At 32.2% G+C, this 26,457-nt stretch carries 32 protein-coding genes; 19 read left to right on the forward strand and 13 right to left on the reverse strand.

Features of this window, described 5'->3' with window-relative positions:
• Window positions 1-31 precede the first annotated feature (31 nt).
• From KLA_RS11085 to KLA_RS11120, 8 genes are all read left to right on the forward strand, one after another.
• Window positions 32-559: a hypothetical protein gene (locus KLA_RS11085; RefSeq protein WP_034645868.1), complete on the forward strand. Its 528-nt coding sequence runs from the start codon at window positions 32-34 to the stop codon at window positions 557-559.
• Between the two features lie 22 nt (window positions 560-581).
• Window positions 582-944: a hypothetical protein gene (locus KLA_RS11090; RefSeq protein ID WP_034645870.1), complete on the forward strand. Its 363-nt coding sequence runs from the start codon at window positions 582-584 to the stop codon at window positions 942-944.
• Window positions 945-962: 18 nt separating this feature from the next.
• Complete coding sequence (locus tag KLA_RS11095; RefSeq protein WP_034645872.1) at window positions 963-1,265, forward strand: hypothetical protein; 303 nt, start codon at window positions 963-965, stop codon at window positions 1,263-1,265.
• Complete coding sequence (locus tag KLA_RS11100; RefSeq protein ID WP_034645874.1) at window positions 1,234-1,575, forward strand: hypothetical protein; 342 nt, start codon at window positions 1,234-1,236, stop codon at window positions 1,573-1,575. The genes KLA_RS11095 and KLA_RS11100 overlap by 32 nt, the downstream gene beginning before the upstream one ends.
• Window positions 1,576-1,611: 36 nt before the next feature.
• The gene (locus KLA_RS11105; protein ID WP_034645876.1) at window positions 1,612-2,151 is read left to right on the forward strand and encodes a DinB family protein; all 540 of its coding nucleotides are present in this window, start codon (window positions 1,612-1,614) and stop codon (window positions 2,149-2,151) included.
• Between the two features lie 133 nt (window positions 2,152-2,284).
• Window positions 2,285-2,848: a TetR/AcrR family transcriptional regulator gene (locus KLA_RS11110; protein WP_034645878.1), complete on the forward strand. Its 564-nt coding sequence runs from the start codon at window positions 2,285-2,287 to the stop codon at window positions 2,846-2,848.
• Window positions 2,849-2,900: 52 nt separating this feature from the next.
• Entirely contained in the window at window positions 2,901-3,308 is a 408-nt protein-coding gene (locus KLA_RS11115; protein WP_013620563.1) for a nuclear transport factor 2 family protein, read from the forward strand.
• Between the two features lies 1 nt (window position 3,309).
• A complete protein-coding gene (locus tag KLA_RS11120) occupies window positions 3,310-4,287 on the forward strand; it encodes an alpha/beta fold hydrolase (protein WP_084470718.1) in 978 nt (325 codons plus the stop codon).
• 75 nt (window positions 4,288-4,362) lie between these two features.
• Here KLA_RS11120 and KLA_RS11125 read toward each other — a convergent pair whose 3' ends face one another.
• Together KLA_RS11125 and KLA_RS11130 are read right to left on the reverse strand one after the other, a co-directional pair.
• Window positions 4,363-5,109 carry a uroporphyrinogen-III synthase gene (locus tag KLA_RS11125; protein WP_034645978.1) on the reverse strand — a complete coding sequence of 249 codons (747 nt, stop codon included), beginning with the start codon at window positions 5,107-5,109 and terminating at the stop codon, window positions 4,363-4,365.
• Between the two features lie 5 nt (window positions 5,110-5,114).
• Window positions 5,115-5,768, reverse strand: a complete 654-nt coding sequence (locus KLA_RS11130; protein ID WP_034645882.1) for a DUF4271 domain-containing protein — start codon at window positions 5,766-5,768, stop codon at window positions 5,115-5,117.
• Window positions 5,769-5,954: 186 nt separating this feature from the next.
• Here KLA_RS11130 and KLA_RS11135 point away from each other — a divergent pair, with 186 nt between their 5' ends.
• Genes KLA_RS11135 through KLA_RS11145 form a run of 3 tightly spaced genes read left to right on the forward strand, consistent with a single transcriptional unit; the run spans window position 5,955 to window position 8,483 of the window.
• The gene (locus KLA_RS11135; protein ID WP_034645884.1) at window positions 5,955-6,683 is read left to right on the forward strand and encodes a polyprenol monophosphomannose synthase; all 729 of its coding nucleotides are present in this window, start codon (window positions 5,955-5,957) and stop codon (window positions 6,681-6,683) included.
• A 1-nt stretch (window position 6,684) separates the two neighbouring features.
• A complete protein-coding gene (locus tag KLA_RS11140; protein ID WP_034645886.1) occupies window positions 6,685-8,019 on the forward strand; it encodes a dihydroorotase in 1,335 nt (444 codons plus the stop codon).
• A gap of 38 nt (window positions 8,020-8,057) precedes the next feature.
• The gene (locus KLA_RS11145; RefSeq protein WP_013620569.1) at window positions 8,058-8,483 is read left to right on the forward strand and encodes a DUF4296 domain-containing protein; all 426 of its coding nucleotides are present in this window, start codon (window positions 8,058-8,060) and stop codon (window positions 8,481-8,483) included.
• Here the strand turns inward: KLA_RS11145 and KLA_RS11150 are convergent.
• Window positions 8,449-9,456, reverse strand: coding sequence for an NAD-dependent epimerase/dehydratase family protein (locus KLA_RS11150; RefSeq protein ID WP_034645888.1), 1,008 nt, complete (start codon window positions 9,454-9,456; stop codon window positions 8,449-8,451). The two genes, KLA_RS11145 and KLA_RS11150, sit on opposite strands and share 35 nt — an antisense overlap.
• A gap of 94 nt (window positions 9,457-9,550) precedes the next feature.
• Here KLA_RS11150 and tyrS point away from each other — a divergent pair, with 94 nt between their 5' ends.
• The 4 genes from tyrS (at window position 9,551) to KLA_RS11170 (ending at window position 15,571) form a co-directional block, all read left to right on the forward strand.
• Window positions 9,551-10,846 (forward strand): tyrosine--tRNA ligase, encoded by a 1,296-nt coding sequence (gene tyrS, locus KLA_RS11155; protein ID WP_034645890.1) that lies wholly within the window; start codon window positions 9,551-9,553, stop codon window positions 10,844-10,846.
• A gap of 256 nt (window positions 10,847-11,102) precedes the next feature.
• Window positions 11,103-13,475, forward strand: coding sequence for a S9 family peptidase (locus tag KLA_RS11160; RefSeq protein ID WP_034645892.1), 2,373 nt, complete (start codon window positions 11,103-11,105; stop codon window positions 13,473-13,475).
• Window positions 13,476-13,480: 5 nt separating this feature from the next.
• Window positions 13,481-14,776, forward strand: a complete 1,296-nt coding sequence (locus tag KLA_RS11165) for a hypothetical protein (protein WP_034645894.1) — start codon at window positions 13,481-13,483, stop codon at window positions 14,774-14,776.
• Between the two features lie 6 nt (window positions 14,777-14,782).
• Entirely contained in the window at window positions 14,783-15,571 is a 789-nt protein-coding gene (locus tag KLA_RS11170; protein WP_034645896.1) for a hypothetical protein, read from the forward strand.
• Here the strand turns inward: KLA_RS11170 and aat are convergent.
• The 3 genes from aat to KLA_RS11185 are packed head-to-tail and all read right to left on the reverse strand — an operon-like array spanning window position 15,561 to window position 17,530.
• Window positions 15,561-16,205, reverse strand: coding sequence for a leucyl/phenylalanyl-tRNA--protein transferase (gene aat / locus KLA_RS11175; protein WP_034645898.1), 645 nt, complete (start codon window positions 16,203-16,205; stop codon window positions 15,561-15,563). The two genes, KLA_RS11170 and aat, sit on opposite strands and share 11 nt — an antisense overlap.
• A 5-nt stretch (window positions 16,206-16,210) precedes the next feature.
• Window positions 16,211-16,594, reverse strand: a complete 384-nt coding sequence (locus KLA_RS11180; RefSeq protein WP_013620577.1) for a DUF3127 domain-containing protein — start codon at window positions 16,592-16,594, stop codon at window positions 16,211-16,213.
• 39 nt (window positions 16,595-16,633) lie between these two features.
• Window positions 16,634-17,530: a flavin reductase family protein gene (locus KLA_RS11185; protein ID WP_034645900.1), complete on the reverse strand. Its 897-nt coding sequence runs from the start codon at window positions 17,528-17,530 to the stop codon at window positions 16,634-16,636.
• Window positions 17,531-17,636: 106 nt separating this feature from the next.
• Here KLA_RS11185 and KLA_RS11190 point away from each other — a divergent pair, with 106 nt between their 5' ends.
• Both KLA_RS11190 and KLA_RS11195 read left to right on the forward strand, forming a co-directional pair.
• Complete coding sequence (locus KLA_RS11190) at window positions 17,637-18,785, forward strand: sensor histidine kinase (RefSeq protein WP_034645903.1); 1,149 nt, start codon at window positions 17,637-17,639, stop codon at window positions 18,783-18,785.
• Window positions 18,786-18,787: 2 nt separating this feature from the next.
• A complete protein-coding gene (locus KLA_RS11195) occupies window positions 18,788-19,144 on the forward strand; it encodes a hypothetical protein (RefSeq protein ID WP_034645905.1) in 357 nt (118 codons plus the stop codon).
• On the opposite strand, the gene KLA_RS11200 is transcribed toward KLA_RS11195, so the two are convergent.
• Window positions 19,131-19,523, reverse strand: a complete 393-nt coding sequence (locus KLA_RS11200) for an HIT family protein (RefSeq protein ID WP_034645907.1) — start codon at window positions 19,521-19,523, stop codon at window positions 19,131-19,133. The genes KLA_RS11195 and KLA_RS11200 overlap by 14 nt on opposite strands.
• Complete coding sequence (gene greA / locus KLA_RS11205; RefSeq protein ID WP_013620582.1) at window positions 19,523-19,999, reverse strand: transcription elongation factor GreA; 477 nt, start codon at window positions 19,997-19,999, stop codon at window positions 19,523-19,525. The genes KLA_RS11200 and greA overlap by 1 nt, the downstream gene beginning before the upstream one ends.
• A 111-nt stretch (window positions 20,000-20,110) precedes the next feature.
• On the opposite strand from greA, the gene KLA_RS11210 reads away from it, so the two are divergent.
• On the forward strand, window positions 20,111-20,554 hold the full coding sequence (locus tag KLA_RS11210) for a Rieske (2Fe-2S) protein (RefSeq protein ID WP_034645909.1): 444 nt from the start codon (window positions 20,111-20,113) through the stop codon (window positions 20,552-20,554).
• 58 nt (window positions 20,555-20,612) lie between these two features.
• Here the strand turns inward: KLA_RS11210 and KLA_RS11215 are convergent, their stop codons facing one another.
• Window positions 20,613-22,838: a TonB-dependent receptor gene (locus KLA_RS11215; RefSeq protein ID WP_034645912.1), complete on the reverse strand. Its 2,226-nt coding sequence runs from the start codon at window positions 22,836-22,838 to the stop codon at window positions 20,613-20,615.
• A 283-nt stretch (window positions 22,839-23,121) separates the two neighbouring features.
• Here KLA_RS11215 and KLA_RS11220 point away from each other — a divergent pair, with 283 nt between their 5' ends.
• Window positions 23,122-23,493, forward strand: a complete 372-nt coding sequence (locus KLA_RS11220; protein ID WP_034645913.1) for a VOC family protein — start codon at window positions 23,122-23,124, stop codon at window positions 23,491-23,493.
• Here the strand turns inward: KLA_RS11220 and KLA_RS11225 are convergent, their stop codons facing one another.
• The 4 genes from KLA_RS11225 to KLA_RS11240 are packed head-to-tail and all read right to left on the reverse strand — an operon-like array spanning window position 23,494 to window position 26,432.
• Complete coding sequence (locus KLA_RS11225; RefSeq protein WP_034645914.1) at window positions 23,494-25,032, reverse strand: DUF4301 family protein; 1,539 nt, start codon at window positions 25,030-25,032, stop codon at window positions 23,494-23,496.
• Complete coding sequence (locus tag KLA_RS11230) at window positions 25,029-25,595, reverse strand: AAA family ATPase (RefSeq protein WP_034645916.1); 567 nt, start codon at window positions 25,593-25,595, stop codon at window positions 25,029-25,031. Before KLA_RS11230 ends, KLA_RS11225 begins: the two co-directional genes overlap by 4 nt.
• Window positions 25,550-26,188, reverse strand: a complete 639-nt coding sequence (gene pnuC, locus KLA_RS11235) for a nicotinamide riboside transporter PnuC (RefSeq protein ID WP_013620588.1) — start codon at window positions 26,186-26,188, stop codon at window positions 25,550-25,552. Before pnuC ends, KLA_RS11230 begins: the two co-directional genes overlap by 46 nt.
• A complete protein-coding gene (locus KLA_RS11240) occupies window positions 26,172-26,432 on the reverse strand; it encodes a thiamine-binding protein (protein WP_034645919.1) in 261 nt (86 codons plus the stop codon). Before KLA_RS11240 ends, pnuC begins: the two co-directional genes overlap by 17 nt.
• Between the last annotated feature and the right edge of the window lie 25 nt (window positions 26,433-26,457).

Raw genomic sequence — 26,457 nt, forward strand, 5'->3', positions numbered from 1 at the left:
CACACTTAAAAAATTGCATAAACTGTTAAAAATGAAATCGTTTAAATTACTTTTTTACATACTACCATTTTGCTTTTTTGCTTGTAACTTATCTAGCAAAAAAAATACTGACCAAAGCAATGGTAATATTGATGCAGCGTTAGAGCAAAAATCTAAAATAGATTCATCTAGCATAGAAATTACAGTAGAACGTGGTGCTTTTCATTATGATAAGTTTGTACTTAAAGACACTTTAATCACTTTTTATCCATCTAAAGAAAATATAGGCGTAGATAACAGTAATTACAATCAAATTTCTAAAAAAATCATTAGCGTACAGACCAGAAATAATTTTGTAAAAAAGATTCTTAATGATGATTTTTTTAAACTTAAAAACTTCTACGCTAGCAACACAACTTGCAATAGCCACTTAACGGTTACGGTTAAATTTAACAACCAATTAAAAAAAGTAGTTTCTGAAGATTTTGATAGGGAATGCCCTGAGCTTCTAAAGTATATTGAAAAGGAGATTATTAGAATGCATAGTAAGGAATTAAAACGATTTTTATTGCCGGGATAAAACAGAAAGTCATAATGTTAAAATGAAATCAAAAACTATACATATATTACTTTCAATTTCAATTACGGTTGTAGTAATTTGGTTTCTTCTAAAACCAAATTATACATATTACAAAACAGAGATAATAAAAGGTAAAGACTTACAGGTGGTTATTTATGTACAAAACAACTTTAGTCACTTTGGTTTTTCTAGTCAAAACGGTCATAAATTAGCCTACATAGAACTACAAAATTTAGACGGAAATACTTTAGCTAAACAAAGCCTATTTAATAGGTGTGAGGTTCTAATAGAAGAAATAAATCCATTTGTAGAAAACAACAAACTATACTTTACCAAGTTTAGCTATATAAATTTGTTAGATTATAGCTATTATTGTTTTAAGTAAATATCTTACTTATTTAAAATGAAACCAATTACAGTTAACTGGACAATAAATTTGCCTAATGAAAGCCAAATACAGAAAATGTGGCAAGAGTTGGTTTTTGATGTTATTGACGAAGAATTTGAGTTTATAAACTTAGTAAAAGCTAACCTTGGCGGCGATATTTATTTTAAGGGATTTAAGTTTCATGAAAATGAAATATTTGATTGGTTTTGCTCTCGCGGAAGATTAGACGAAATTGACTTTTATAATAATTTTTTACTTTCTGATAAAGTTCTTAAAACCTTTAATAATGAAAATAATTCTGAAAAAAAGGGCTTTTAAAATTGATAAAGAACCAAATTTTGATACTAAAGATGGTTTTGTAATTGATGGAGAACTTGCTGCGTTACTATTTCATGGAGGCGCATACGGCTCTCAATACAAAAAAGAGCCTAAGCAAATTAAAGAAAAAGCACGGTTATTTTGCTCGCAGTTGTTTTATGAAAAATACAGTTATGATTATGTTAGGTATTACACCTCTAGCACTGCGTGGAATACGTGGTTTATAGATTTTATTATAGATTATACGTATTTGATAGTTTGTATGGAAACAAGAACAATTTGGATATTAGCATATACAGACACCGATTAATTTAGTAACTTGTTGCATATCAAAAAACTATATAATATGAGAAAAACTCTCACTCTTGTTCTTCTAATTTCTTGTTTTGTTAAACCTTTATTTGCACAAACCAACAAGACTTTTATAAAAGAATATTTAGAACGTTTAGAAACTTCTAAAAAGTATTTAATTCTTGTTGCAGAAACTATGCCTAACGATAAATATACTTTTAAACCAACACCAGAGTCTATGAGTTTTGCAGAGCATTTAATGCACATTTCTTGGGCTATGGATTGGCATAGCCAATCTTTAATGGGTGGTAGAGATGCTAGAAATTGGGAAACAGATACAGAGCTTAAAATAGGTAACAAATCTAAAGAAGAAATGATTGCCACAATTAGCAATACTTTTGACGTTACTAGTGCTTTTATTTCTGAATTTGATACAAAAAAGCTAGATGAAAGACTTGACTATTTTGGAGCCAACAGAACCAAAAGACAAATTTTATTACTACTTACAGATCATATTACGCACCATAGAGCTCAAATGCTAGTTTATATGCGCTTAAACGGATTAAAGCCTCCAAGGTATGTATTGTACCAATAAAATTAATTTTAGTTCTTAACATTTGTGACAGTACATTAATAGAAAGACAAAAAAATACAATGATAATATTTAAAATTATGTTAAATATTTTACCAATCGTTCGGTAATTAAAAAAATATATTACATTTGCCCTATGAGACCACAAAAAGTATTAGACAAAGAAATATTAAACGGCTTAACTAAAATTTTTAGATCTAGAGGATATGAAGGTGCTAGTTTAAAAGAATTATCTGATGCTACTGGTTTAAAAAAAGCAAGTCTTTACCATAGGTTTCCTAACGGCAAACAAGAGATGGCAGACGCTGTTTTAGTACATTTAGAAGAGTGGATTAACACCAATGTTTTTCATACGCTTTTAGACACCAACTTAACACCTACAGTCCGTTTAAAAAAAGGATTATTGGCCATACGTGAATTGTATGATGGTGGAGATGCCATTTGTATATTTAGAGCACTATCTATGCAAGCTGGTATAGAGTTGTTTGAAGCGCAAATAAATAAAGGGATGACACAGTGGTTGTCTGCTTTTAAAGAAATAGGTATTGCCCTAAGCTTTACATCAGAAGAAGCTGAAAAAAAAGCTATGCAAGTACTAATACAAATACAAGGTTGCCTAATTGTAACAAAGGGCTTAGGTGATTTGTCAGTTTTTGAAAATACAATGCAAAACATAGAAAATAGTTACTTAAAAAGATAAAAAAAATTAAATTAATACTTTACCGAATGTTCGGTAATTTAAATAAATAATTATGAAAAAATACCCATTACCTCCCTTTACCCAAGAAACAGCCATACAAAAGGTACAATTAGCAGAAGATGCTTGGAACAGTAAAGACCCCATTAAAGTATCCATGGCATATACCCTTAATACAGAATGGCGTAATAGAACCAGTTTTATTAATGGTAGAAAAGAGGTGCAAGAGTTTTTAAAAAACAAATGGATAAAAGAGCATAACTATAAATTAAAAAAAGAGCTCTGGAGCTTTAATGAAAATAAAATTGCCGTTAGGTTTATTTACGAGTATCAAAGTAATAATGGACAATGGTACAGAGCTTACGGAAATGAAAATTGGGAATTTGACGAAAACGGATTAATGCAAAAACGCTATGCAAGTATTAATGATTTGCAAATAAATAAAAACGAAAGAATAATATAAAATGAGAAAATTACAACTAGTGCCCTTGTTATTATTAATGTTAATAACTGCCTGCAAGGATAAAACAGAAACAACAAGCAGTAAAAAAAATGTAGAAACTATAAAAAATAAAAAAATGAATAATGTAAAATACAAAACGGAAAATGTAAATGGTGTAAAAATTGCTTATAGAGAAGCAGGAGACAGTAACAACCCAACAATAGTACTATTACACGGGTTTCCGTCTTCTTCTCATCAATACAGAAAAGTATTAAACCAGCTATCAAATGAGTACTATTTAATAGCTCCAGACTATCCTGGTTTTGGAAATAGTGATTTTCCTTCACAAAAAGAATATGAGTATACTTTTGACAATATTGCTAAAACAATAAATTCATTTTTAGAGCAAAAATCTATAACAAGTTACGCTATTATGATACAAGATTATGGCGCACCTATAGGATTTAGAATAGCAACAGTAAACCCAGATAGAATAACCGCCATAATTAACCAAAATGGTAATGCTTATGAAGAAGGTTTAGGTGAAGCTTGGAAAACTACAAAAGAGTTTTGGGCTAACAGAAATGAAACTACAGAAAATGCATTACTACCATCATTTTCCTTAGAAGGTTTAGAATGGCAATACACGCACGGCACCAGAAATTCAGAAAATATAAATCCAGATACTTGGCATTTAGACTACCTTAGATTATCTAGACAAAATGCGCATACTGTAAATTTAGATTTGTTTTATGATTATCAAAATAATATAAAACTATACCCTAAATGGCAACAATATTTAAGAGACAACCAACCTCCATTATTAATTGTTTGGGGTAAAAATGACGCATTCTTTCCTGAAAGTGGAGCAGAAGCATTTAAAAAAGATGTAAAAAATATAGATTACAATATCTACAATACCGGTCACTTTGCTCTAGAAGAAGATGCAGATAAAATTATACCAAAAATGAGATCTTTTTTACATAGTTTAAAAAAATAACATTTTAGTATTGTATAAATTGCAATAAAAAAAGCCTCATTAAAAAATGAGGCTTTTGCGTATAACGTATTGTTTTTATTTTTTATTTGCAGTAGTAATGTACTTCTGTAAAGCCATTGTCATAGATGGCGTTTCTGGTGTTGGCGCAAGTATATCTATACGTAAACCAGCATCTGTAGCAGCATTAACTGTTGTATTTCCGTAAACAGCTATTTTAGTATCATTCTGTTCAAAGTCAGGAAAATTCTTTAATAAAGATTCAATTCCAGACGGACTAAAGAAAACAAGTATATCATAATACACATCTCTTAAGTCAGACAAATCACTAATTACTGTTTTGTAAAAAATAGCTCTCTTCCAATCCAAACCAAGACCATCCAATGTTTCAGGAACAATTGGCTTTAATACATCTGAAGAAGGTAAAAGAAATTTTTCTGTTTTATACTTTTTTAACAACGGGGCTAAATCTGCAAACATTCTTTTACCAACATATATTTTACGTTTACGGTAAACTACATATTTCTGAAGATAGTAAGCCACAGCCTCAGACTGGCAAAAGTACTTCATAGAATCTGGCACTTTAAAACGCATTTCTTCTGCTATTCTAAAAAAGTGATCTACAGAATTTCTACTCGTTAGCACTATTGCTGTAAAGTTATTTAAATCAATTTTTTGCTGACGCACTGTCTTAGCATCAACTCCCTCTACATGTATAAACGGTCTAAAATCTACTTTTAACTTCTCCTTTTCAATAAGTCTTGAATAGGGAGAGTTCTCCATTTTAGGTTCTGGTTGAGAAACCAAAATCGTTTTTATCTTCATAGACATCAATATTTTAGGTAACTACCTATTATCACAAAAGGTGAAATTTCGAGTGCGCAAAGGTACAAAATAAAATAGAAAAAATTAACTGTAATGAAATTTCGATGAATTCTTAGCAGATTAACCCAACCAATGCACAGTACAACGATAAACAAAACCAGCGCCAAATAAGCAACTAGCTCAGAATATGGTGTAATATATGTAAGAAAAATATTAGCGGCAAACAACACTAATCCGCTGTAATTTTGATAAGAAACTTTATTAAAAACTATATGAACTATTGCTGTTTCGGCGTTAAAAATAAAACTATTAATAAATTGTAATACTAATTTTACTACAACAAATAAACTAATAATTGCAAAAATATAAAGGTAATTTATAGGAGTAAGCGTACCTCCTATTTTAAAAATACTAAGCAAATAATAAACAAACAAAGCTACATTTAACCATAAAAAAACGCTCCATAAAACATTAAACCAGTTAAATAAAATATGTTTTTTACTATGTAAAAAAATGTATTTGTTATTAAATGGTAGCGCTACAAAATTTATAAACTTATGGTAAAAAAAAGTTTTGCTTAAAACCAACACAAAAAGACTAACCACAAATATGGCGGTAACCCAATCTACATTATTAAAAACCCTTGTTATAGATTCCATTTTTCTTTTTGTATACGTATAATTGGCACAAAACTACAAATTAATACTTAGACCAACTTTATTAATTAATACGTGTTAAAACTTAAAAAAGACGCAATACTATTGTAAATAAATCATAAAACGCACTTTGGGTTTTACCACTAAAATTTAAATAGTACTTTTGTGCATTCAATACTAAAAAAAAGAATGACAGATAGCTTAGTTATAATTCCTACTTTTAATGAGATAGAAAATATAGAGGCTATTATTAATGCCGTTTTTGCATTAAAAAAAGAATTTCATATTCTTATTGTAGATGATAACTCCCCAGACGGTACTTCACAAAAAGTAATAGAACTACAGGCACAATTTAAACACAAACTGTTTTTAGAAGTACGTAAAGAAAAAGCAGGTTTAGGAACCGCATACATACACGGTTTTAAATGGGCAATTGCTCATAAATACGACTATATTTTTGAAATGGATGCAGATTTTTCTCATTCTCCAAAAGATTTAATGAACCTTTACAATGCTTGTATTGCTGGTGCAGACTTAGCCATTGGCTCTAGGTATGTAAAAGGTATTAATGTTGTAAATTGGCCTTTGTTTAGAATATTGCTTTCTTATGGCGCATCATTTTATGTAAAAATGATAACTGGTATGCGTGTAGATGACCCAACTGCTGGCTTTATTTGTTATAAGAGAAAAGTATTAGAAAACCTAAGTTTAGATACGGTCCGTTTTATAGGGTACGCTTTTCAAATAGAAATGAAATTTAGAGCACATTTAAAAGGCTTTAAAATACAAGAAGTACCTATTGTTTTTACAGATAGAGTACGCGGAAAATCTAAGATGAGTTCTTCAATTATTGGCGAAGCTGTTTTTGGAGTAATAAAAATGAAATACATAAGCTTGTTTCAAAAAAACAAATTTTAAAATGAAAAAGACACTAATAAAAAACGCTAAGGTTGTAAATGAAGGCACAATTACCAATTGTGATATTCTTTTAAACGGTAATTATATAGAAAAAATAAGTAGTTCTATTAGTGATGCTAATGCTACGGTTATAGACGCTAAAGGCAATTACGTATTACCTGGCATTATAGATGACCAAGTACATTTTAGAGAACCAGGACTTACGCACAAAGGAAATATTGCTACAGAAAGTAAAGCTGCTGTTGCAGGTGGTATTACAACGTTTATGGAGCAACCAAATACAAATCCGCAGACAACAACAATAGAAAAGTTAGAAGAAAAATTTGCTGTGGCAAAAGAGAGCTCTTACGCTAACTATTCGTTTTTGTTTGGTGGTACTAATGACAATTTAGAGGAGTTAAAAAAACTAGATAAAAACGCTTGTTCTGGTGTTAAACTATTTTTAGGTTCTTCTACCGGAAATATGTTGGTAGATAACGAAGTGGTTATTGAGAAAATATTTAGCAATACAGAAATGGTTATATCGGCTCATTGCGAAGACGAAACTACTATTCGTAAAAATATGGCTACGTATAAAGAAAAGTACGGAGACAACATCCCTATAGAATATCACCCAATTATTAGAAGTACAGAGGCGTGTTATTTGTCTTCTTCTAAGGCTATTGCTCTGGCAGAAAAAACGGGTGCCAGACTACACGTTTTTCATTTATCTACAGGAAAAGAAACAAGTCTTTTTAGAAACGATATTCCTTTAAAAGACAAAAAAATTACAGCAGAGGTTTGTGTTCATCACTTGTGGTTTTCTGATGAAGATTACAAAGAAAAAGGAACACTTATAAAATGGAATCCTGCTGTTAAAACTGCAGAAGACAGGTCTATGCTGTGGGACGCTCTTTTAGATGACCGTATTGATGTTATTGCAACAGACCATGCACCACATACTTTTGAAGAAAAAGATAACGTTTACACAAAAGCACCATCTGGAGGACCGTTAGTACAACACGTTTTACCTGCTATGCTAGAGAAAGTTTTAGATGGCACAATTACTATAGAACGTATGGTAGAAAAAATGTGTCATAACCCTGCTATTTTATTTCAAATTGAAAAAAGAGGATATATTAAAGAAGGGTACTTTGCAGATTTAGTTATTGTAGACACCAATAGTCCTTGGCAAGTAAGCAAGTCTAACATTTTATACAAATGTGGTTGGTCTCCGTTTGAAGACTACACATTTAAATCTAAAATTTCTCATACCTTTGTTAATGGACATTTAGCATATGAAAACGGCGTAGTTTCTGAACAAAAAAATGCACATAGATTAACCTTTAACAGGTAATTAAAGAATTAGCGTTACACCATTAACACATATAAAAAATGAAAAAGTTTTTAACGTTACTTTTAGTGATTGCTACAGTTGCTTCTTGTGCAGAGAGTGCTATTAAAAAACCAGATAATCTTATTAGTGAAGAGGAAATGGTAGATATTTTGTATGATTTAGCACTTATTACAGCTGCAAAAAATACCAACTCCAATGTATTGGTAGAAAACAATGTAAAAACAATGCCATATATCTATAAAAAATACAATATAGATAGTACACAGTTTGCAGATAGCGATATTTATTATGCTGCTAACCCTGTTGTTTATGAAGGTTTTTATAAAGAAATACAGCGTAAATTAGACACCATAAGAACTCAATTAGACCGCAAAAGAGAATTAAAAGCAGATAGTATTGCTGCTAGCAGAAAAAAGAATCCAGAAAAACTTAAAGTTGCTCCTGTAAAAGCAGGGAAGAAGTAGTTTTAATAACGGTATCTAAATCTGTAAACTTAAAGTTTATAGCTTCTTTAATTTTTGCGTTTTGGTACATATCTTGACTTTTTAAGCCGTGTACTTGCATTTTAGACAGCTTACGACCTCTTCTGGTAAATAAATGCACCAACCAGTCTAACTTATACAAAATATTTAACTGCCATATTTTTAAAGCCTTAGTTGGTTTTGGCTTGTTAATTTCTTTTGCTATTTTATCTAAAACCTCTTTAAACGTAGCATTTTTGGTTACAGCAATATAGCGTTCGTTTTTTAAGTCAGATTTCATTAGCTTAATACACATATCTGCAACATCTGCAACACCTACAAATCCGCTACCACTTGGTGGGTAGTATTTTAAACCATTTGCTATTTTACTAAAAAATTGTCCACTTCCAGAGTCCCAATATCCAGGCCCTAAAATAACACCTGGGTTAACAATAACAGCATCTAAACCTTCTTGTGTACCTCGCCAAACTTCCATTTCTGCTGCATATTTTGTAAGTGCATAAACATTTACATCTGCATCATTCCATTCTGTTTCTTCAGTAACAATTGGTGTTGCTTCATTTTTACCCAAAGTAGCAATAGAACTTACGTAAGTTAACTTTTGCACATTATTAGCCAAACAAATATTTACAATATTGGCAGTGCCTTTTGTATTTACGTGTCTTAATTTAAAATAATCATTAGGGTCAAAAGAAATTAAAGCTGCGCAATGGTAAACGTGCGTAACGTTAATAAATGCATCTTCTAAAGAAGGTATATCTGTAACATCTGCAACAACCCAATTAATTTTTGTAAATAACTCATCTGCATTGTCTACATAATAAGAAAATACTTTTTTTACCTGCTCCAAGTTACTGCTTGGCCTATGTATAGCCTTTACTGCGCCCTCTGTTTTAAGCAGCTGCAATAAAAGATGCGCGCCTACTAATCCTGTGCCTCCTGTTACCAATATCATAGTTCAAATTTAGCAATTTAATTTACTGTAGACTACTGCCAAAGCTCTCTATTTCTTTTATATTTGCATCTACTATTACAAAACATAAAATACAATGGCTTCTAATTTTGTCGCAGAATTAAAATGGAGGGGTATGATACATGATGTTATGCCCGAAACAGAGGAACACTTACTAGAACAAATGCGTGCTGCTTATGTGGGTATAGACCCAACAGCAGACTCTTTACATATTGGCCATTTGGTTAGTGTAATGATGCTACGTCATTTTCAACTAGCAGGTCACAAACCATATGCGTTAATTGGTGGAGCTACAGGTATGATTGGTGATCCGTCTGGAAAATCTGCAGAACGTAATTTGCTAGATGAAAAAACACTTAGACACAACCAAAATGCTATAAAAGACCAGCTATCTCGCTTTTTAGATTTTAAAAGTGACGAAGAAAATGCTGCTGTTTTAGTTAATAATTACGATTGGATGAAAGAATTTTCATTTCTAGAATTTATTCGTGATGTTGGTAAACATATTACCGTTAACTACATGATGGCTAAAGATTCTGTAAAAAAGCGTTTAACTTCTGAAGCCAAAGAAGGAATGTCTTTTACAGAGTTTACATACCAATTAGTGCAAGGGTATGATTTTTTCCACTTGTTTAAAGAACACAACTGTACCTTACAAATGGGTGGCAGTGACCAATGGGGAAATATTACTACGGGCACAGAAATGATACGTAGAATTGGTGGCGGTAAAGGCTATGCACTTACCTGCCCATTAATTACAAAAGCAGATGGTACTAAGTTTGGAAAAACTGAAGGTGGTAACATTTGGTTAGATGCAGAACGTACTTCTCCTTACAAGTTTTACCAATACTGGCTAAACACATCTGATGAGGATGCTGAAAAATTTATAAAAATCTTTACTTTTTTAACTAAAGAAGAAATTGATGCATTAATTGCAGAGCATAAAGAAGCGCCACATATGCGTGCTTTACAGAAAAAATTAGCAGAAGAAATTACAATTAGTGTACACTCTAAACAAGATTTAGATAACGCAATAAAAGCAAGTAATATTTTATTTGGAAAATCTACTTCTGAAGATTTAAAAACCTTAGACGAAAAAACTTTTTTAGATATTTTTGAAGGTGTACCACAAGCAGAAGTAACTAAAACAGATATTGAAGAAGGTTTGGATATGATTGGTGCCTTAGCTGCTAAAACTCAGTTTTTAGACTCTAATGGTGCTGCACGTAGAGAACTTAAACAAAATGCAATTTCTGTAAACAAAGAAAAAGTAAAAGAAGATTACGTTATTACAAGCAAAGACTTAATTAACAACAAATTTGTATTATTACAACGTGGCAAAAAGAATTATTTTGTATTGGTTGTAAATTAAGTTTACATCACTCATAATATTAGTAAGGCTGGTTTTTACCAGCCTTTTTTTTATTTCTTTTTTTTAAATTGACAATCCATTTTAGCTATTTTATTATTAATTAAATTAAGTTTTACATTCTACAGCCACTCGTTTACAGACCAAACAGATACTTGGAATATATTACCATAGAATTGGAAATAATGCTAACTTTAGTGCATTAAACAAAATACTGACACTGACTTAGCCAAAAATCATCAGAAAGAACCAAAAGAAAATGAAAAAAAAGTTCCTTTTTAGCATAAGCATTCTGCTTTGCTCACTATCAATCTACGCTCAAGAAAATAACAAATCGGTTTTAAGCATTAAACAAATTATGCAGGGTAGTGACTTTATTGGCCACTTACCTTCTAGTGCTAAATGGTCTCAAGACAGTAAAAGCATTTATTTTAACTGGAATACAGAAAATGCATATAGCGACTCTCTTTACGTTTACAACAGCACTAATGGCAATATTAGTAAAGTAGATTTTGAAACCGAATACAACCTACCTTCTACCCCAACTTTTAATTCTAAACGAACAAAAAATGTATATATAAAACGTGGCGATATTTTTTATACAGATATTACTACCAATAAAACCATACAGGTTACCCAAACTACAGACCGCGAAAGAAATGCAAAATTTATAGAAAACGGCAGTAAAATTGCATATCAAAAAGGACAAAATATTTATACTTGGAATATAAAAACTGGTGCAACTGCGCAAATCACAAATTTTACAGACAAAAAAGATAAAGAAAAGCACTTAAGCGATAAAGATGAATGGTTACGTAATGACCAACTTGCTCTTTTTGATGTTTTAAGAGAACGCAAAGCCAAAGAAGACGCTCGCAAAAAAGCAATGGAACGCTACAAAGAAAAAGAGCTATTTTCTATATACACAGAAGGTAAGTCTATTAGCAGCCAAAGTATTAGTACAGATGGTAGTTATGTAACCTACATTGCTGCCACTTATGCAAGTAACAAGCGTACTACTATGCCGCATTTTGTAACAGAATCTGGCTATGTAGAAAATGAAAATACACGCTCTAAGGTTGGTGACAAGCCAAGCAGCTATGAGCTTCATATTTATGATATTAAAAACAAAAAAACATACCCTGTATCTTTAGATAATTTAGAAGGTTTAGATTATGTGCCTGAGTACACTAAAGACTACCCAAACAAAACGTATAAAAACGACAACAGAATTGGCTACATAGTTGGTCCTATTTGGAGTGCAGATGGTAAAAAAGCCGTTTTAGACATTAGCTCTAACGATTATAAAGACCGTTGGATAGTTCTTTTAAATCTTGCTGATGGTACCGTTACCAATTTAGACCACCAACACGATAAAGCTTGGATTGCCGGCCCAGGAATTGGTTGGGGTAATTTAGGTTGGTTACCAGATGACAATAGTATTTGGTACCAGTCTGAAAAAACAGGTTATTCTCATTTGTACACCACTAATGTGTTAACTAAAAAAACAAAAGCACTTACCTCTGGTAATTTTGAAATTTATGAACCAACCATTTCTACAGACAAAAAACGTTGGTATTTTACAGCTAATAAAAATCATCCTGGAGACAGACAATTTTATACAATGCCTTTAAAAGGTGGTAAATTAACTCAGTTAACCACAATGGTTGGTAATAACGAGGTTACTTTATCTCCAGATGAGCGCCAAATGGCTATTTTACATTCGTACAGCAACAAACCAACAGAGTTATACATACAACCTAACCCAATAAAAAACAGATCTAAAACAGCTCCAAAACAAATTACAAATTCACTTACAGACAGTTTTAAAAAATACACCTGGAAAGATCCTGAGGTTATTACCTTTAAAGCTGAGGACGGAGCCGAGGTATACGCAAGGTTATATCAACCTAAAACAGCAACAAAAAACAAAGCTGCTGTAATTTTTGTACACGGAGCTGGCTATTTACAAAATGCACACAAATGGTGGAGCTCTTACTACAGAGAGTATATGTTTCATAACATATTGGTAGATAATGGGTATACTGTGTTAGACATAGATTATAGAGGTAGTGCTGGTTATGGCAGCAAGTGGCGAACCGGGATTTACCGCCATATGGGTGGTAAAGATTTATCGGACCAAGTAGATGGCGCAAAATTATTAGTAGATAAATATGGTATAGACAAAGATAAAGTCGGAATTTATGGCGGTTCTTATGGCGGATTTATAACATTAATGGGAATGTTTAATGCTCCAGACACTTTTAAAGCTGGTGCTGCAATACGTTCTGTAGGTGATTGGGCTGCTTACAACCACGGTTATACTGCACGTATTTTAAATACTCCGGTTACAGATAGCATTGCTTACAGAAAAAGCTCTCCTATTTATTATGCAGATGGCTTAAAAGGAGATTTATTAATTCTACACGGTATGGTAGATGATAATGTGCATTTTCAAGATATGGTACGTTTATCTCAGCGTTTAATAGAGTTAGAAAAAAAGAACTGGGAAATGGCTGTTTATCCTGTAGAGCGTCACGGTTTTGTAGAGCCTAGTAGCTGGACAGATGAATATACACGTATTTTTAATTTGTTTAATGAGAGTCTTTTAAACATTACCACTAAAGAATAACATTTATGAAGAATAAAATAGCAGCCTTATTTGCTGTAATAGCATTAGGATCTTGTAGTAAACCACCAGAAAAGCCTAAAATGAATGCTTTAGCAGAAGATTACGTAAAACTGGTTTTAGAAGTAGGACAATATAATAGTGATTTTGTTGATGCTTATTATGGCCCAGAAGAATGGAAACCAACCTCAGCTAAATTAGATACTATACCAGCTTCAGATTTTATAGCCAGAGCCAACACATTAATAAATAGCGCTAATTTAGTAGATACAACTACTTTTTCTGGTATTGACAAAGCAAGACATACAATGTTTAAAAAGCAACTAACTGCTGTAAAAACCAAGTTAGAGATGCTAGCAGGTAAAACCTATAGTTTTGATGAAGAAGCTAAACTTTTATATGATGCAGAACCACCGCATTTTACAGAAGAGCACTTTAACAAACTTATTGCTGCTTTAGAAGAAGAGCTACCAGGAGATGAAGATTTAGCTACTAGATATGCTGCTTTTGAAAAACAATTTATAATACCAAAAGATAAGCTAGATACTGTTTTTAGAGTTGCTATTACAGAAGCAAGAAAAAGAACTAATCACCATTTTAAATTACCACAGAATGAAGATTTTGTGTTAGAATATGTAAATGATAAAAGCTGGTCTGGTTACAATTACTACCAAGGAAAAAGCAAAAGTTTAATACAGATAAATACCGATTTTCCAATTTTTATACAACGTGCAATAGACTTAGCTTGCCACGAAGGTTACCCTGGTCACCACGTATTTAATGCGCTATTAGAACAAAATTTAGTTGATGCTAAAGGATGGAAAGAATTTTCAGTATATCCATTATTTTCTCCGCAATCTTTAATAGCAGAAGGTAGTGCAAACTATGGTATAGACGTAGCTTTCCCAGGAGATGAACGTGTTGCTTTTGAAAAAGAAGTACTTTTCCCTATTGCAGGTTTAGATGCTAGCAAGGCCGATAAATACTATAAAATTCTAGGACTAATAGGTAAGCTAAATTACGCAGGTAATGAAGCTGCAAGGCAATATTTAAACGGAGAAATCTCTAGAGAAGAAGCTGCCAAATGGCTAGAAAAATATTTGTTTTACGCACCAGATAGAGCATTGCAACGCACACGTTTTATAGACCAGTACCGTAGCTATGTTATAAATTATAATTTAGGTAAAGACCTAGTTGCAGACTATGTAAAAGCTAAAGGAGGTACTGTAGACCAACCAGAAAAACGTTGGGCAGTTTTTAAAGAGTTGTTAAGTAACCCACATACAGCAAGTAGTTTAAAGTAGAATTAAATGAAAAATTCCTACAAGAAACCTCTAGATATTTTATATGATAGATTATTAGTATATAGACAAATATCTTTTAGAATAAATGACGTTCTAAAATCAGATGTTGAAAAATATAATAAAAACAAAGCTTCACTTAGTCTTAGTAATTCTTTATTAATAGTTGATTGGAGTGACAAAAAAAGAGCTGCCCGAATTTCAACAAACTCTTTTAAACTAATAACCAGAGAAACTTATAGTGATGAAATAGAAAAAGTATTATCACTAAAATTTTGCCTTCTATACTCTCAATCTTTCGAGGCTTTAGAAACTTTTCTCAAGGATATTATTTATATTAAATCCAATAAAGATGACGTTTTTAAACAGAAAGTAATCAAAAAGCTAAAAAAAGGGCTTATTTTCAATCGAGAAAATATTCCGACTGGAAAAAATCTATATAGTTTACTAAAAGAAGCAGGTAAAGATACATTTAAAGAATACTCAAAAAGTAATATTATAAAGACTGGATATTATGAATTTTGGACTATAATTTCAGAAACCAGACACGCTATAACACATACTCAATGCCAAATAAAAAAGAGTAAAATTAACAAATCACAAACTCATTTTAAAGTTTTTGAAATGCTGTTTAATTACTCCTATATTAACGAAGAAGAAATATTAATACAACTAGATTACTTAAAGTTCTTTAAAACAATAGAATATATTTCTAGTTATGCCTTTCAAATTTTCAAAACTATATCAATAGAAGATAAACTTGATTGGCAAATATATGAACTAAACGCTACTCAATAAACTCCATAAAATAATCCCTATCTATTTCTCTGGCACCTAAACTCTCTAGGTGCTGTGTATAGACTTGGCAATCTATAAGTTTGTAATTGTTAGCTTGCATTTCTTGTACCATTGTTATAAAACCGTATTTAGATGCGTTGCTAACATCACTAAACATACTTTCTCCACAAAACACAGTACCTAAATCTATGCCATACAAACCACCCACCAATTGGTTATCTAACCAAACCTCGTAAGAGTGTGCAAAGCCTTTTTTATGCAATTCTATATATGCGTTTTGCATATTTTGGGTAATCCACGTGCCTGGCTGCCCATCTCTTGGTACAGTAGCACAACGGTGAATTACTTCTTCAAAATTTTTATTTTTTGTAACAGTAAAAGCTTCATCGCGTAAAAGCTTACGCATACTTTTAGAAACTTTTAATTCTTGCGGAAACAATACCATTCTTGGGTCTGGACTCCACCAAAGTGGCAATCTATCATCATCAAACCAAGGAAAAATTCCGCTTTTATAGGCAAGTTGTAATCGTTCTACAGATAAATCTCCTCCAGCCGCTAACAAACCTTCTTCATTAGCTGTATGTACTGGAGGAAACTCTAACTTATCTGTTAAATAATATATTGGATTCACCATTTAACCTAGAAAGGCAAATCATCGTGATCTTCTTCATTTAAATTATCAGCAGGCTCAAAAGCTTGTGCTGGCGCAGCTGGTGGTATTCCTGCATCTCCGCTTGGAGCAGCTTGTTGTAAGTTTTCTATTCTCCAACCCTGTATAGAGTTAAAGTACTTAGTTTCTCCTTGTGGGTTAACCCATTCTCTACCTCTAAGGTTTATGCTAATTTTTACTGGTTGCCCAACACTATAACCGTTTAACAAATCGCATTTATCCTGAACAAACTCTACCATTATATGCTGTGGATACTGCTCCTCTGTTGTAACAACTATTTCTCTTTTTCTAAATCCGTTACTTCCAAAAGTCTGAGTTTCCCCAACCATTTTCACTTTTCCTTGTACTTCCATCTTAAATTAGTTTCTTATGCGTGTTTATTAATTTAGTTCTTATTCTATTATATCTATACCTGCTAACAATAATTTTAATGCTCCCAATGGGTTGTTATTAAAAATATATTCTTTAGCCTTTAATTGCAGCTGTACACTATCATTAGTTGCTAGTGTTGCTTGTGCATCTTCATTTTCATTAACAAATTGTTGTACACTTTTGGCTGTTGGTAAAACTTCTATATTACCTAACAACCCTAAATCATTACCAGATAACAACTTACTGTTTTTTATTTTGTCTGGCAAACTATCTATACCTATTCCTAAGGTAGATAACGGTTTTGGAACCTCAAACATACCTTCTTTAGCTCTGCTATACCAATTACCTCCCATACGGGCAACCAAATCTATTTTATGTTGGTCTATACTTCCGTTTTCATCTAAAACTGAAGAATCTACGTGCACCTTAACAACTTCGCAAAACACCAAATTACCGGCACCACCTTCATCACCTAAAGCCTCTACTTTAGTAACTTTGCACTCAAACTGCACTGGAGATTCTGCTACCCTAAAAGGGGTGACCACATCAGACTTTAACATTGTTAAACCAGCCTTTTTAAACTCATTTACCCCTTCTGCATACTCTGTACTAGACAAAGACATTTGCTGTACTATTGCATAATTTACAATATTTACCACAACTTCCTTAGTCTCTAATACATTTTCTAAGGTGTGTTTTGTTGTATTATTTCTAACACGCCTAGCAGGAGAAAAAATTAGTATTGGCGGGTTTGCACTAAATACATTAAAAAAACTAAAAGGAGATAAGTTAGGGTTACCATCTTTATCTACTGTGCTAGCAAATGCAATAGGTCTAGGGCCAACAGCACCTAAAAGATATCCGTGCAATTTAGCCGTTGTAACCTCGTTTGGTACTATAGAAATTGTTTTTTTCATAGAATGCAAAGGTACATAATTTGTCCGCTATTTAAAACAAGATGGCAAGATAGAAATACCAAATGTGCATTAAATTACGTTATCTTTAAACCCAAGAATTGGAACAATGAATTTTAATCCAAAAAACAAAACTATAAACATTTCCTTAATGGTTGGCGCTTTCTTTATTGTGAGCCTTATTTTATGGAATACAAATAGTTTTTTTGAGCAATTTAAGAAAGAAGAAAGACACAAAATGGAAATATGGGCCACAGCCCAAACCGAGTTTCGTAACTCTTCACAAACGGAAGATTTAGGAGATTTACATTTAAAGATTTTTCAAAACAATACCTCTACACCAATGATTTTGGTGAACAAAAGCGGCACTTTTAACGCAAAAAACATAGAAGGCAACAAAAAGAAAGACACTGCTTTTATAAAACAAAAGATAGAGGATTTTAAAAAAGAAAATACACCTATTTTAATGACCCATAAAGGAGAACTAATTGCTACCCTTTATTATGGTAATTCTGAAGTTTTAAATAATTTAAAATATTACCCTTTAGCGCTATTACTAATTATATTTTTATTTGGTGCTGTAATTTTCTTTTTCTTTAAAACCAATAAAGCATCTGAACAAAGTAAACTTTGGGCTGGTATGGCTAAAGAAACGGCACACCAAATTGGCACTCCGCTTACCTCTCTTTTGGGGTGGAATGAGTTGTTAAAAGATGAAAACATAAATCCAGAAATATCTGTAGAAATTGAAAAAGATATTTGTAGGCTACAAACTATTACAGACAGGTTTTCTAACATTGGGTCTTTACCTAAGCTTGAAGAAAAAGATATTGTTGTCGAAACTAAAAGTGCTTTTGATTATTTAAAACGAAGAAGCTCTAAATTAATTCAGTTTTCTTTTGATAGTAAAGTAGATGAACTGCCAGTTATGCTTAACAAACCCTTGTACAACTGGACCATTGAAAACTTAGTTAAAAATGGTATTGATGCTATGCGAGGTAAAGGACATATTGCCATAGAAATTATCCCTGCAGGAAGCTTTGTAAACATTTTAGTGTCTGATACTGGCCATGGAATACCTAAAGGAAACTATGCTTCTATTTTTAATCCAGGGCACACATCTAAGCGTCGTGGCTGGGGTTTAGGGCTGTCTTTAGTTAAAAGAATTGTAGAAGAATACCATAACGGTAAAGTAAAAGTGTTATCTTCGAGTAAAGATGGCACTGTAATGCAGATTTCGTTAAAAACAAAAATTTAACTATGTCTAAGGAGAAATTAGTAGTACTAAAAGAGGCTAACATAAAAAATAACTGTCCAGAATGTTTTCATAACGAGCTTATGGTTACTTTTTATCAAAAGCAAAAATTTGGCAAATTTATACACAAAACTACCAGTGAGGTAAGTAATGATATAAAATGCCTAAGATGCCACTGCACAATATACCCAGTAAACTGGACAGATGACATAGAGCGCTCTTTTAACTACTACCAAAAGTTAGCTATACCGCACAAAACAAGTGTAAAATTTACATCTTTATTTTATATAATTATGCTTATACTAATTGCCATAGTTGGTATAGCAGTTTACATTTTTACCCAAAAAATTATTGAATTTTAGCTGCTATTTTTACTGCTAAAGCCGTAAACTCTTCTGTAGTAACTTCCTCTTTCTTTTTAAATGAAGCATCTGCCATAGAATTTAGAGGTATTAAATGCACGTGCACGTGTGGCACTTCTAAACCAATAACAGACATACCTACACGGTTGCAAGGAATAACAGCTTCAATAGCTTTGCCCACTTTTCTTGAAAAAGCCATTAACCCCATATAAGTTTCTTCGTCTAAATCTAGAATTTTATCTACCTCTTTTTTGGGCACACAAAGCGTATGCCCTTTTGCGTTAGGGCTAATATCTAAAAAAGCAAAATAGTTAGCATCTTCTGCCACCTTATAACAAGGTATTTCGCCATTAATTATTTTAGTGAAAATAGATGCCATTATGCTCTAGTTATTTCTAAAATTGTAAGTTTAATTTTTCCGTTAGGCACAGCAATTTCTGCTTCGTCACCAACACTTTTACCTAGCAAACCTTTACCTATTGGAGAGTTTACAGATATTTTCCCTGTTTTTAAATCGGCTTCACTTTCTGCAACTAAGGTATATTTCATTTCCATACCGTTAGACTGGTTTTTTAGTTTAACCGTAGATAAAACTAGTACCTTAGATGTATCTAACTGAGACTCATCAATAATTCTGGCTCCAGCAACAATTTCTTCTAACTTAGAAATTTTAAGCTCTAATAAACCTTGTGCTTCTTTGGCTGCATCGTACTCTGCATTCTCAGATAAATCTCCTTTATCCCTAGCCTCTGCAATAGCTTGTGACGCCTTTGGGCGCTCTATGTCTTTAAGCTGATTAAGCTCATCTTTTAACTTTTTTAAACCTTCTGCGGTATAATAAGATACGTTACTCATAACATGATCATTTTATAAATAAGAAAATCCTCTTATTTCTAGAGGATTTTATACAAATATACATAATTTTTGTTCACATTTGCTGTTGTATTAGTACTAAGAAAACATATTATGAAAACACTTTTTACATTTTTAGCCGTTTTTCTATTACTTTCTTGTGATAGCGGCAGAACTAACAGAAATCCTTACCTACAAGAGATTAGTTTTAGAATAGATTTAAACCTAAACTTACCATCATATAGTGCCTTAAAAAACACTGGAAATGCCGTTTACGTTGGCAGTCAAGGTGTTGGCACTAAAGGTATTTTTGTTATAAATACAGGGTTTGATAGTTTTATGGCTTTTGAAGCTAGCTGCCCAAACCACGAGCCTAGCTCTTGCTCTACTATGGTTTTAGATGATGATAAGCAAAATGTTACTTGCCCATGCGAAGACTATAAATACAATTTATTTACGGGTCAATTTTTAAATAGGCCAGATGATGACAATAGATATCATGACATGCTTTTTTACAGCTCATCTATAAACGGTAATATAGTTACTGTTAGAAATTAAAAAAAGGGCAAACCTAAAATAAGGCCCACCCTTTGTAAACATGGTTAGTGTTCAAATCTTAAAAATTAAATGTTGCACCCACTAAAAAGTTTGTTCCTGCTTGTGGGTAATAACCTTGTACTTCAAAAGTAGTGCCAGGAGTGTCCCAACTATTTAAATATGTATATCCGTTAGATACATATTTTTCATTAAAAACATTATTTACTAATCCGGTTAAGACAACTGACTTAAATATTTTATTAAATTTTATCTCGTAAGCCACATTAAAATCGTTTACAAAATAGCTATCTAATTTAGAGTCTTCTGTATCTGTGTTACTTAAGTATTGTTCGCCTACAAATTTAGATAAAAAAGATAATTTTATGTTCTCTTTTGGCGCATAAGTAAAAATATTTCCGGCAACAACGTTTGGCGAATACGCAATATTTGTATCTCCTAAGTCTTGTATATCTCCATCTCTATCCGTGAAAAAATCTTTATTTTTATTACTACTTACGGCAATGTTTGGTCTGGTAGAGAGCTGATCATTAAAAACAATATTTGCATCTACTTCTAAACCAAAACGGTAACTATCTCCAACATTTTCTCTAAGCGGAGCTCCTACATCATTTAACTCACCCGTAACAACCAGTTGATCTTTATAACCCATATAGTATAAGTTTGTGTTTACTTGTACGGCAGAAGTTACATAGCGCCAACCTAACTCATAATCATTTAATTTTTCTGGCTTAGGACTACCGCTTTCATAATCATTTCTGTTAGGCTCTCTGTTTGCCACAGCATAAGAAGCATAAAAATTATTATTTTTATTTAAGTTAAAAGTTACCCCAGCTTTTGGATTTATAAAATTAAACCTATCATTTACCAAACCTGTATCTTCTCCGTTAGCCTTATAACCAACTCTTCTGAATTGTACATCTCCAAAAAGGCTCCATTTCTCATCTACATTATAATTTAATTTAGTGTAGATATTAAAGTCGGTTTTAGTAGAGTTATCATCATAATAACGGTCTTCATAACTACTATTAGCTGTAAATTGCTGTGCCCAAATTACTTCTCCAAAATGGTCTCCTTTATATTTATTATAGCCACCACCTATAATAAAGTTTACTCCGTTTTCTTTATAGTTAGCAGAAAAAGTAGTCCCATAAAAATCATTATCTAACCACCTTCTTCTAATTAAATCTGTAACATCTGTTCCGTTAAAACCAGCTACAATACCATTATAATCTGCAGGATCTTCATCTTCTTTGTATTGCTCAAAAAAACCACGTCCTTTTGTATAGTGTACCGCCAAGTTAGTAGACCAAATATCAGAAATTTGCTCGTTCCACAATAATTGAAAATGATCTTGCTTGTAATCATCATTTTCGTTAGCATAAAACTGAGTAACACCATTTTCATCTTTGTAAGCACCAACCGGGTTGTATGTTCTGTTTTCTTTTAATGTTTCTGCATCAATACCATCCCAAGATTGGTACGTGACCTCATGACCTCCAAAAAGTAATGCCTTTATTAAAGTATTATCATCTACATAAGCAGCTTGCAAAAAGTAAGAATCTAAGTTAGACGAAGCCCTGTCTACATAACCATCTGAAGCAATTCTAGATAACCTACCAGAAATTTCTACATGATTATTTAGTAACCCTGTACTAAATTTAATATTGTTTTTTAACGTATTAAAACTACCAATAGATGTAGATACTTGCCCGTATGCATCTGCAGAAACAGCATCTGTTAAAATGTTTAAACTGGCACCAAAAGCACCGGAACCGTTAGTAGATGTACCAACACCTCGTTGCAATTGCAAATTCTCTGTAGAAGAAGCAAAGTCTGGCATATTAACCCAAAAAGTACCGTGAGACTCAGAGTCGTTATAAGGTATACCGTTTATGGTAACATTTACACGCGTAGCATCTGTACCACGCACTCTAATACCCGTATAACCAACACCAGCACCAGCATCTGATGTTGTTACTACTGCCGGTAAAAAGTTCATTAAAATAGGAATATCCTGACCTAAATTACGAGATTTAAATTGCTCTTTGGTTAAGTTAGAGAATGTTACAGGAGATTGAGTTGTTACACGTACTCCAGAAACTAAAACCTCATCTAAAACTACCTTTTTACCTTCTAAGGTGTCTATTTCTTTTTCTTGTGCCGCGCTTGTAAAAGCTAATCCAAAAACAGCTAAAGTTGTGCCTAAAGTTTTTAAGTATACTTGTCTTTTATTGCTGCTATTTTTGTGAGTAGTAGCACTTAATTTAAAACAGTTTGTTTTCATTCGTAATAGTATTACAAATAAAAGGGGCTGTTATTTTTGTTAAATTGTATAGATTTTTTTTGAGTGGCAAGCTCCATTTATTAATTGCCTTTTAACCTAGCTAACACCTCTGTACTGCGTTGCTATTACTTCCCTTAGCAGCATTACCCGCTCAGGTTCGTTGGGTATAATCTCAGCCTAAACTAATAAGCACCCCTTTGAGATGGCAGCAAATGTAGGGCACACTTTCTAGTATTCATAAAAAAAAGTTAATTTTATTAACTACAACAACTAAATGTACATTATGAAATTAGGAGCATTTTCTATAAGTTTAAGCGTAAAAGACATAAAAACATCTAAAGCTTTTTACGAAAAATTAGGTTTTAGTGTTTTTGCTGGTGAAATTGATAAAAAGTATCTAATACTTAAAAACGAAAACACCATTATTGGTTTGTTTGAAGGAATGTTTGATAAAAATATGCTAACATTTAATCCTGGTTGGGACCAAAGTGCAAATACACTTAAAAATTATGATGATATTAGAGACATACAAAAGCAATTAATTGCCTCTGGACTTGAGCTTAGCTCAAAAGCAGATGAAAACACTACAGGACCTGCAAACTTAGTTATTGTAGACCCTGACGGAAACCCTATTCTGCTAGACCAACACGTGTAATTACAACGGTTGGTGAGCAGATTTAAGCAAATCGTTTACTGTTTTTACTGGGTTAAAAGTAATACTTGGCACCTCTACAAAAATAGTGTTCCAATATGCCATTGCTCCGTTCCAAAGACCAGGCAATTCTAAAGCCTTAACAGGCCTTCCTTCTTTTGTTTTTTCTGTTATAAAACCTTGCTTTTCATTTACAAAGTCTAACAAATTATATTTTTCTCCTTTGTAATTTTTAACACCACAAACTAAATCTACTGGGTTAAAATGAGTTGCATTTTGCAATATTTTAGCCTGATTGTAATTAGACGTATTAATTTGTGCTGACTCTACTATTTGAAGTGAAACATTTTCTTGATAATCTTTAATCCAAAATGGCCCACCACCTGGATCTCCAAGGTTTTTTACCATACCACAAACTCTAATTGGCCTGTTTATATGATTTTTTAAAAGTGCTATTTGATCTTCTTTTCCTAAGTGAATAAATCCATTTTTAAATCTGACATTTAATTCCTCCTTTAAAAACAATCTAATTTCATTTATTAAATCGTCATCAACATCATTATTGTCTAAAATTGAAGCATATTTAAACGCTTTATTCTGAACTTTTAATAAAAACCCTGCTAGCATTTTTTTGCTGTTAGCTATTGTTTCTATATGTTCTTCTACAATAATATTATCTATGTTTTTTATAAAAATAACATCTGCTTTTTTATCGTTTAAATTTTCAATAAGTGCCCCATGACCTCCTGGCCTAAACAATAAGCTTCCGTTTTTTAATCTAAAAGGAATGTTATCTATATCTACAGCAATGGTGTCTGTTTCTACTTTCTGAAATGAATAATCTACCTCAAAACTAACACCTGTTTCTTTTGTAACCACATCTAATACTTGCGCTTCCTTTTCTAAAAACATTTTTTTATGCTGTTCAGAAATTGTAAAATGCAGCTTGGCCTTTTTAGCAGTTGTTGCGTACAATGCAGCCTCTTTTAAATGTTCATAAAACGGAGTTACAATACCGTTTTTGTATGCATGAAAAGGCAATAATCCTTTGGGGTAAAAGCCATAATTTAATTTATTTTCTGCTAATAATTCTTCCACAAAAGCATACACTTCTTCTCCTGTAGACGAAAAATTATTACCTATACGCGATTTTACATCTTTATAAAAAGGGAAGTTTTTTAATCCTTCTGTAAAAGTCTTAATAGCATTATCTTCTGATGTATTTATATACTCTTGTAATGTTTGTTTTTTAGGGTTATATACTTCTAAAAAAGCAAATAAAGCCTTAAACATACGTGTTGCTGCACCAGAGGCAGGAGTAAATTTTAGCAATTCTTTTTCTGAACGTTCTTTTTCAAACAAAGAAATAAGCTCTTCCTGCTCTTTATCTGTAAATTTTAAGATACCATCACCTACAACGGCTGCTTTAGATAAATTTACAAAAGGTATCCCCTCTTTAAAGGTTTCTATTTGAGCTAAAACCTTTTCGTTAGTAATTCCTTTTGCTGCAAATTGCTTTAAATCTATATCTGTAAAATTCATCTATTTTCTAGTATTTTGTCTATTGCTGCTACTGCTGTAGCTAGTCTTTCTGCTTTACCGCCCCTTAAAGTAATAAAATTCCTATTATACTTAAGCAATGTTTGTTTAAAAAAATTAAACATTTCTTGACGTTCTTGTGGCTTATCTCTTAAATCATCTGCCTCCCAAGGAACGTCTACATAGGTTAAAAAGTATAAATCGTATGTATTTCCTAAGGCATATTTTTCTAAAACAGGATCACAAGTTCCAATGTAATAAGCCTCTGAGTACACTTTAGTCTCTAGCAAATCTGTATCACAAATAAGTACATCTGTAGCCTTTTTTGCTAATTTATTCTCTAATTTCATTTGACCTTCAGCAATTGGCAAAAGATCTTTAGGTTCACAGGTTTTACGCTCGTTGTTCCATTTGTCTTGCAAATACTCCCTAGCATATTCTGGCACCCAAACAGAGTGGTAATGCCTTGCTAATTGTTCTGACAGCGTTGTTTTACCAGTAGACTCTGGCCCAAACAAAACTACTTTAACAATGTTTGTGGGCTCTTGCCTATACTTTTCTTCCATGCTAAATATCCTAAAATTGCTACTCCTGTAAATACAAAATATTGTAACGCTGTAAAAACAAGTCCTTTATACAAATATAGCGGAACAGAAATAACATCTCCTATAATCCAATATATCCAATTTTCAATCTTCTTTTTTGCCATTAACCACATACCTACAAAGAAAATTGCTGTGGTAAATGTATCTACATAAGCGGTCCAACTATTAAATTTATCAAAAAACAAGTAAACAAGCGTTACAAATGCGATAGTAATTGTAAATAAAATTGCAGACCACATTTTATCTTTAACCGTTGTTGTTGTTATTGGTATAAAATGATTTGCATCTACTTTTCTGGTCCAAACGTACCAACCATAAATACTCATAGAAAAATAGTAGGCATTTATCATCATATCACCTAAAAGGCCATATACCAATAAAATATATACAAAAATAGCGGTGCTAATAATACCTGTAGGAAAAACCAATATGTTTTCTCTTTTAGAGTAAATAACACTTAGCAACCCAAATAAAACACCAATAGATTCTAAAACTATTAAATGTGTTGGTACGCCATTGTATTGCGCAAAAATCCAATCAAAAATGTGGCTCATAATCGCTTCTGTCAGATTTTACAATTTTCATAAAAAGCAGCCCTTTGTCCATTAACTCAAATGCTTCTTTAATTTCTGAGTTTAAAACACGCATTACCTCATCATAATCTCCATAAACTTGGGTACTTAGCGGGTTCTCTAAAATTGTTAATCCAGATGCTCTTAGTTTTTTAATAAAATTAATTATGTGCTCCTCAAAAGTATCCTGAAGTGGCGAAAATGTAAGTTCTACAGAAATATTCATTGTAAAATTATTAGTAATAAATTAG

The sequence above is a fragment of the Cellulophaga geojensis KL-A genome (assembly GCF_000568425.1).
Lineage (GTDB): Bacteria > Bacteroidota > Bacteroidia > Flavobacteriales > Flavobacteriaceae > Cellulophaga > Cellulophaga lytica.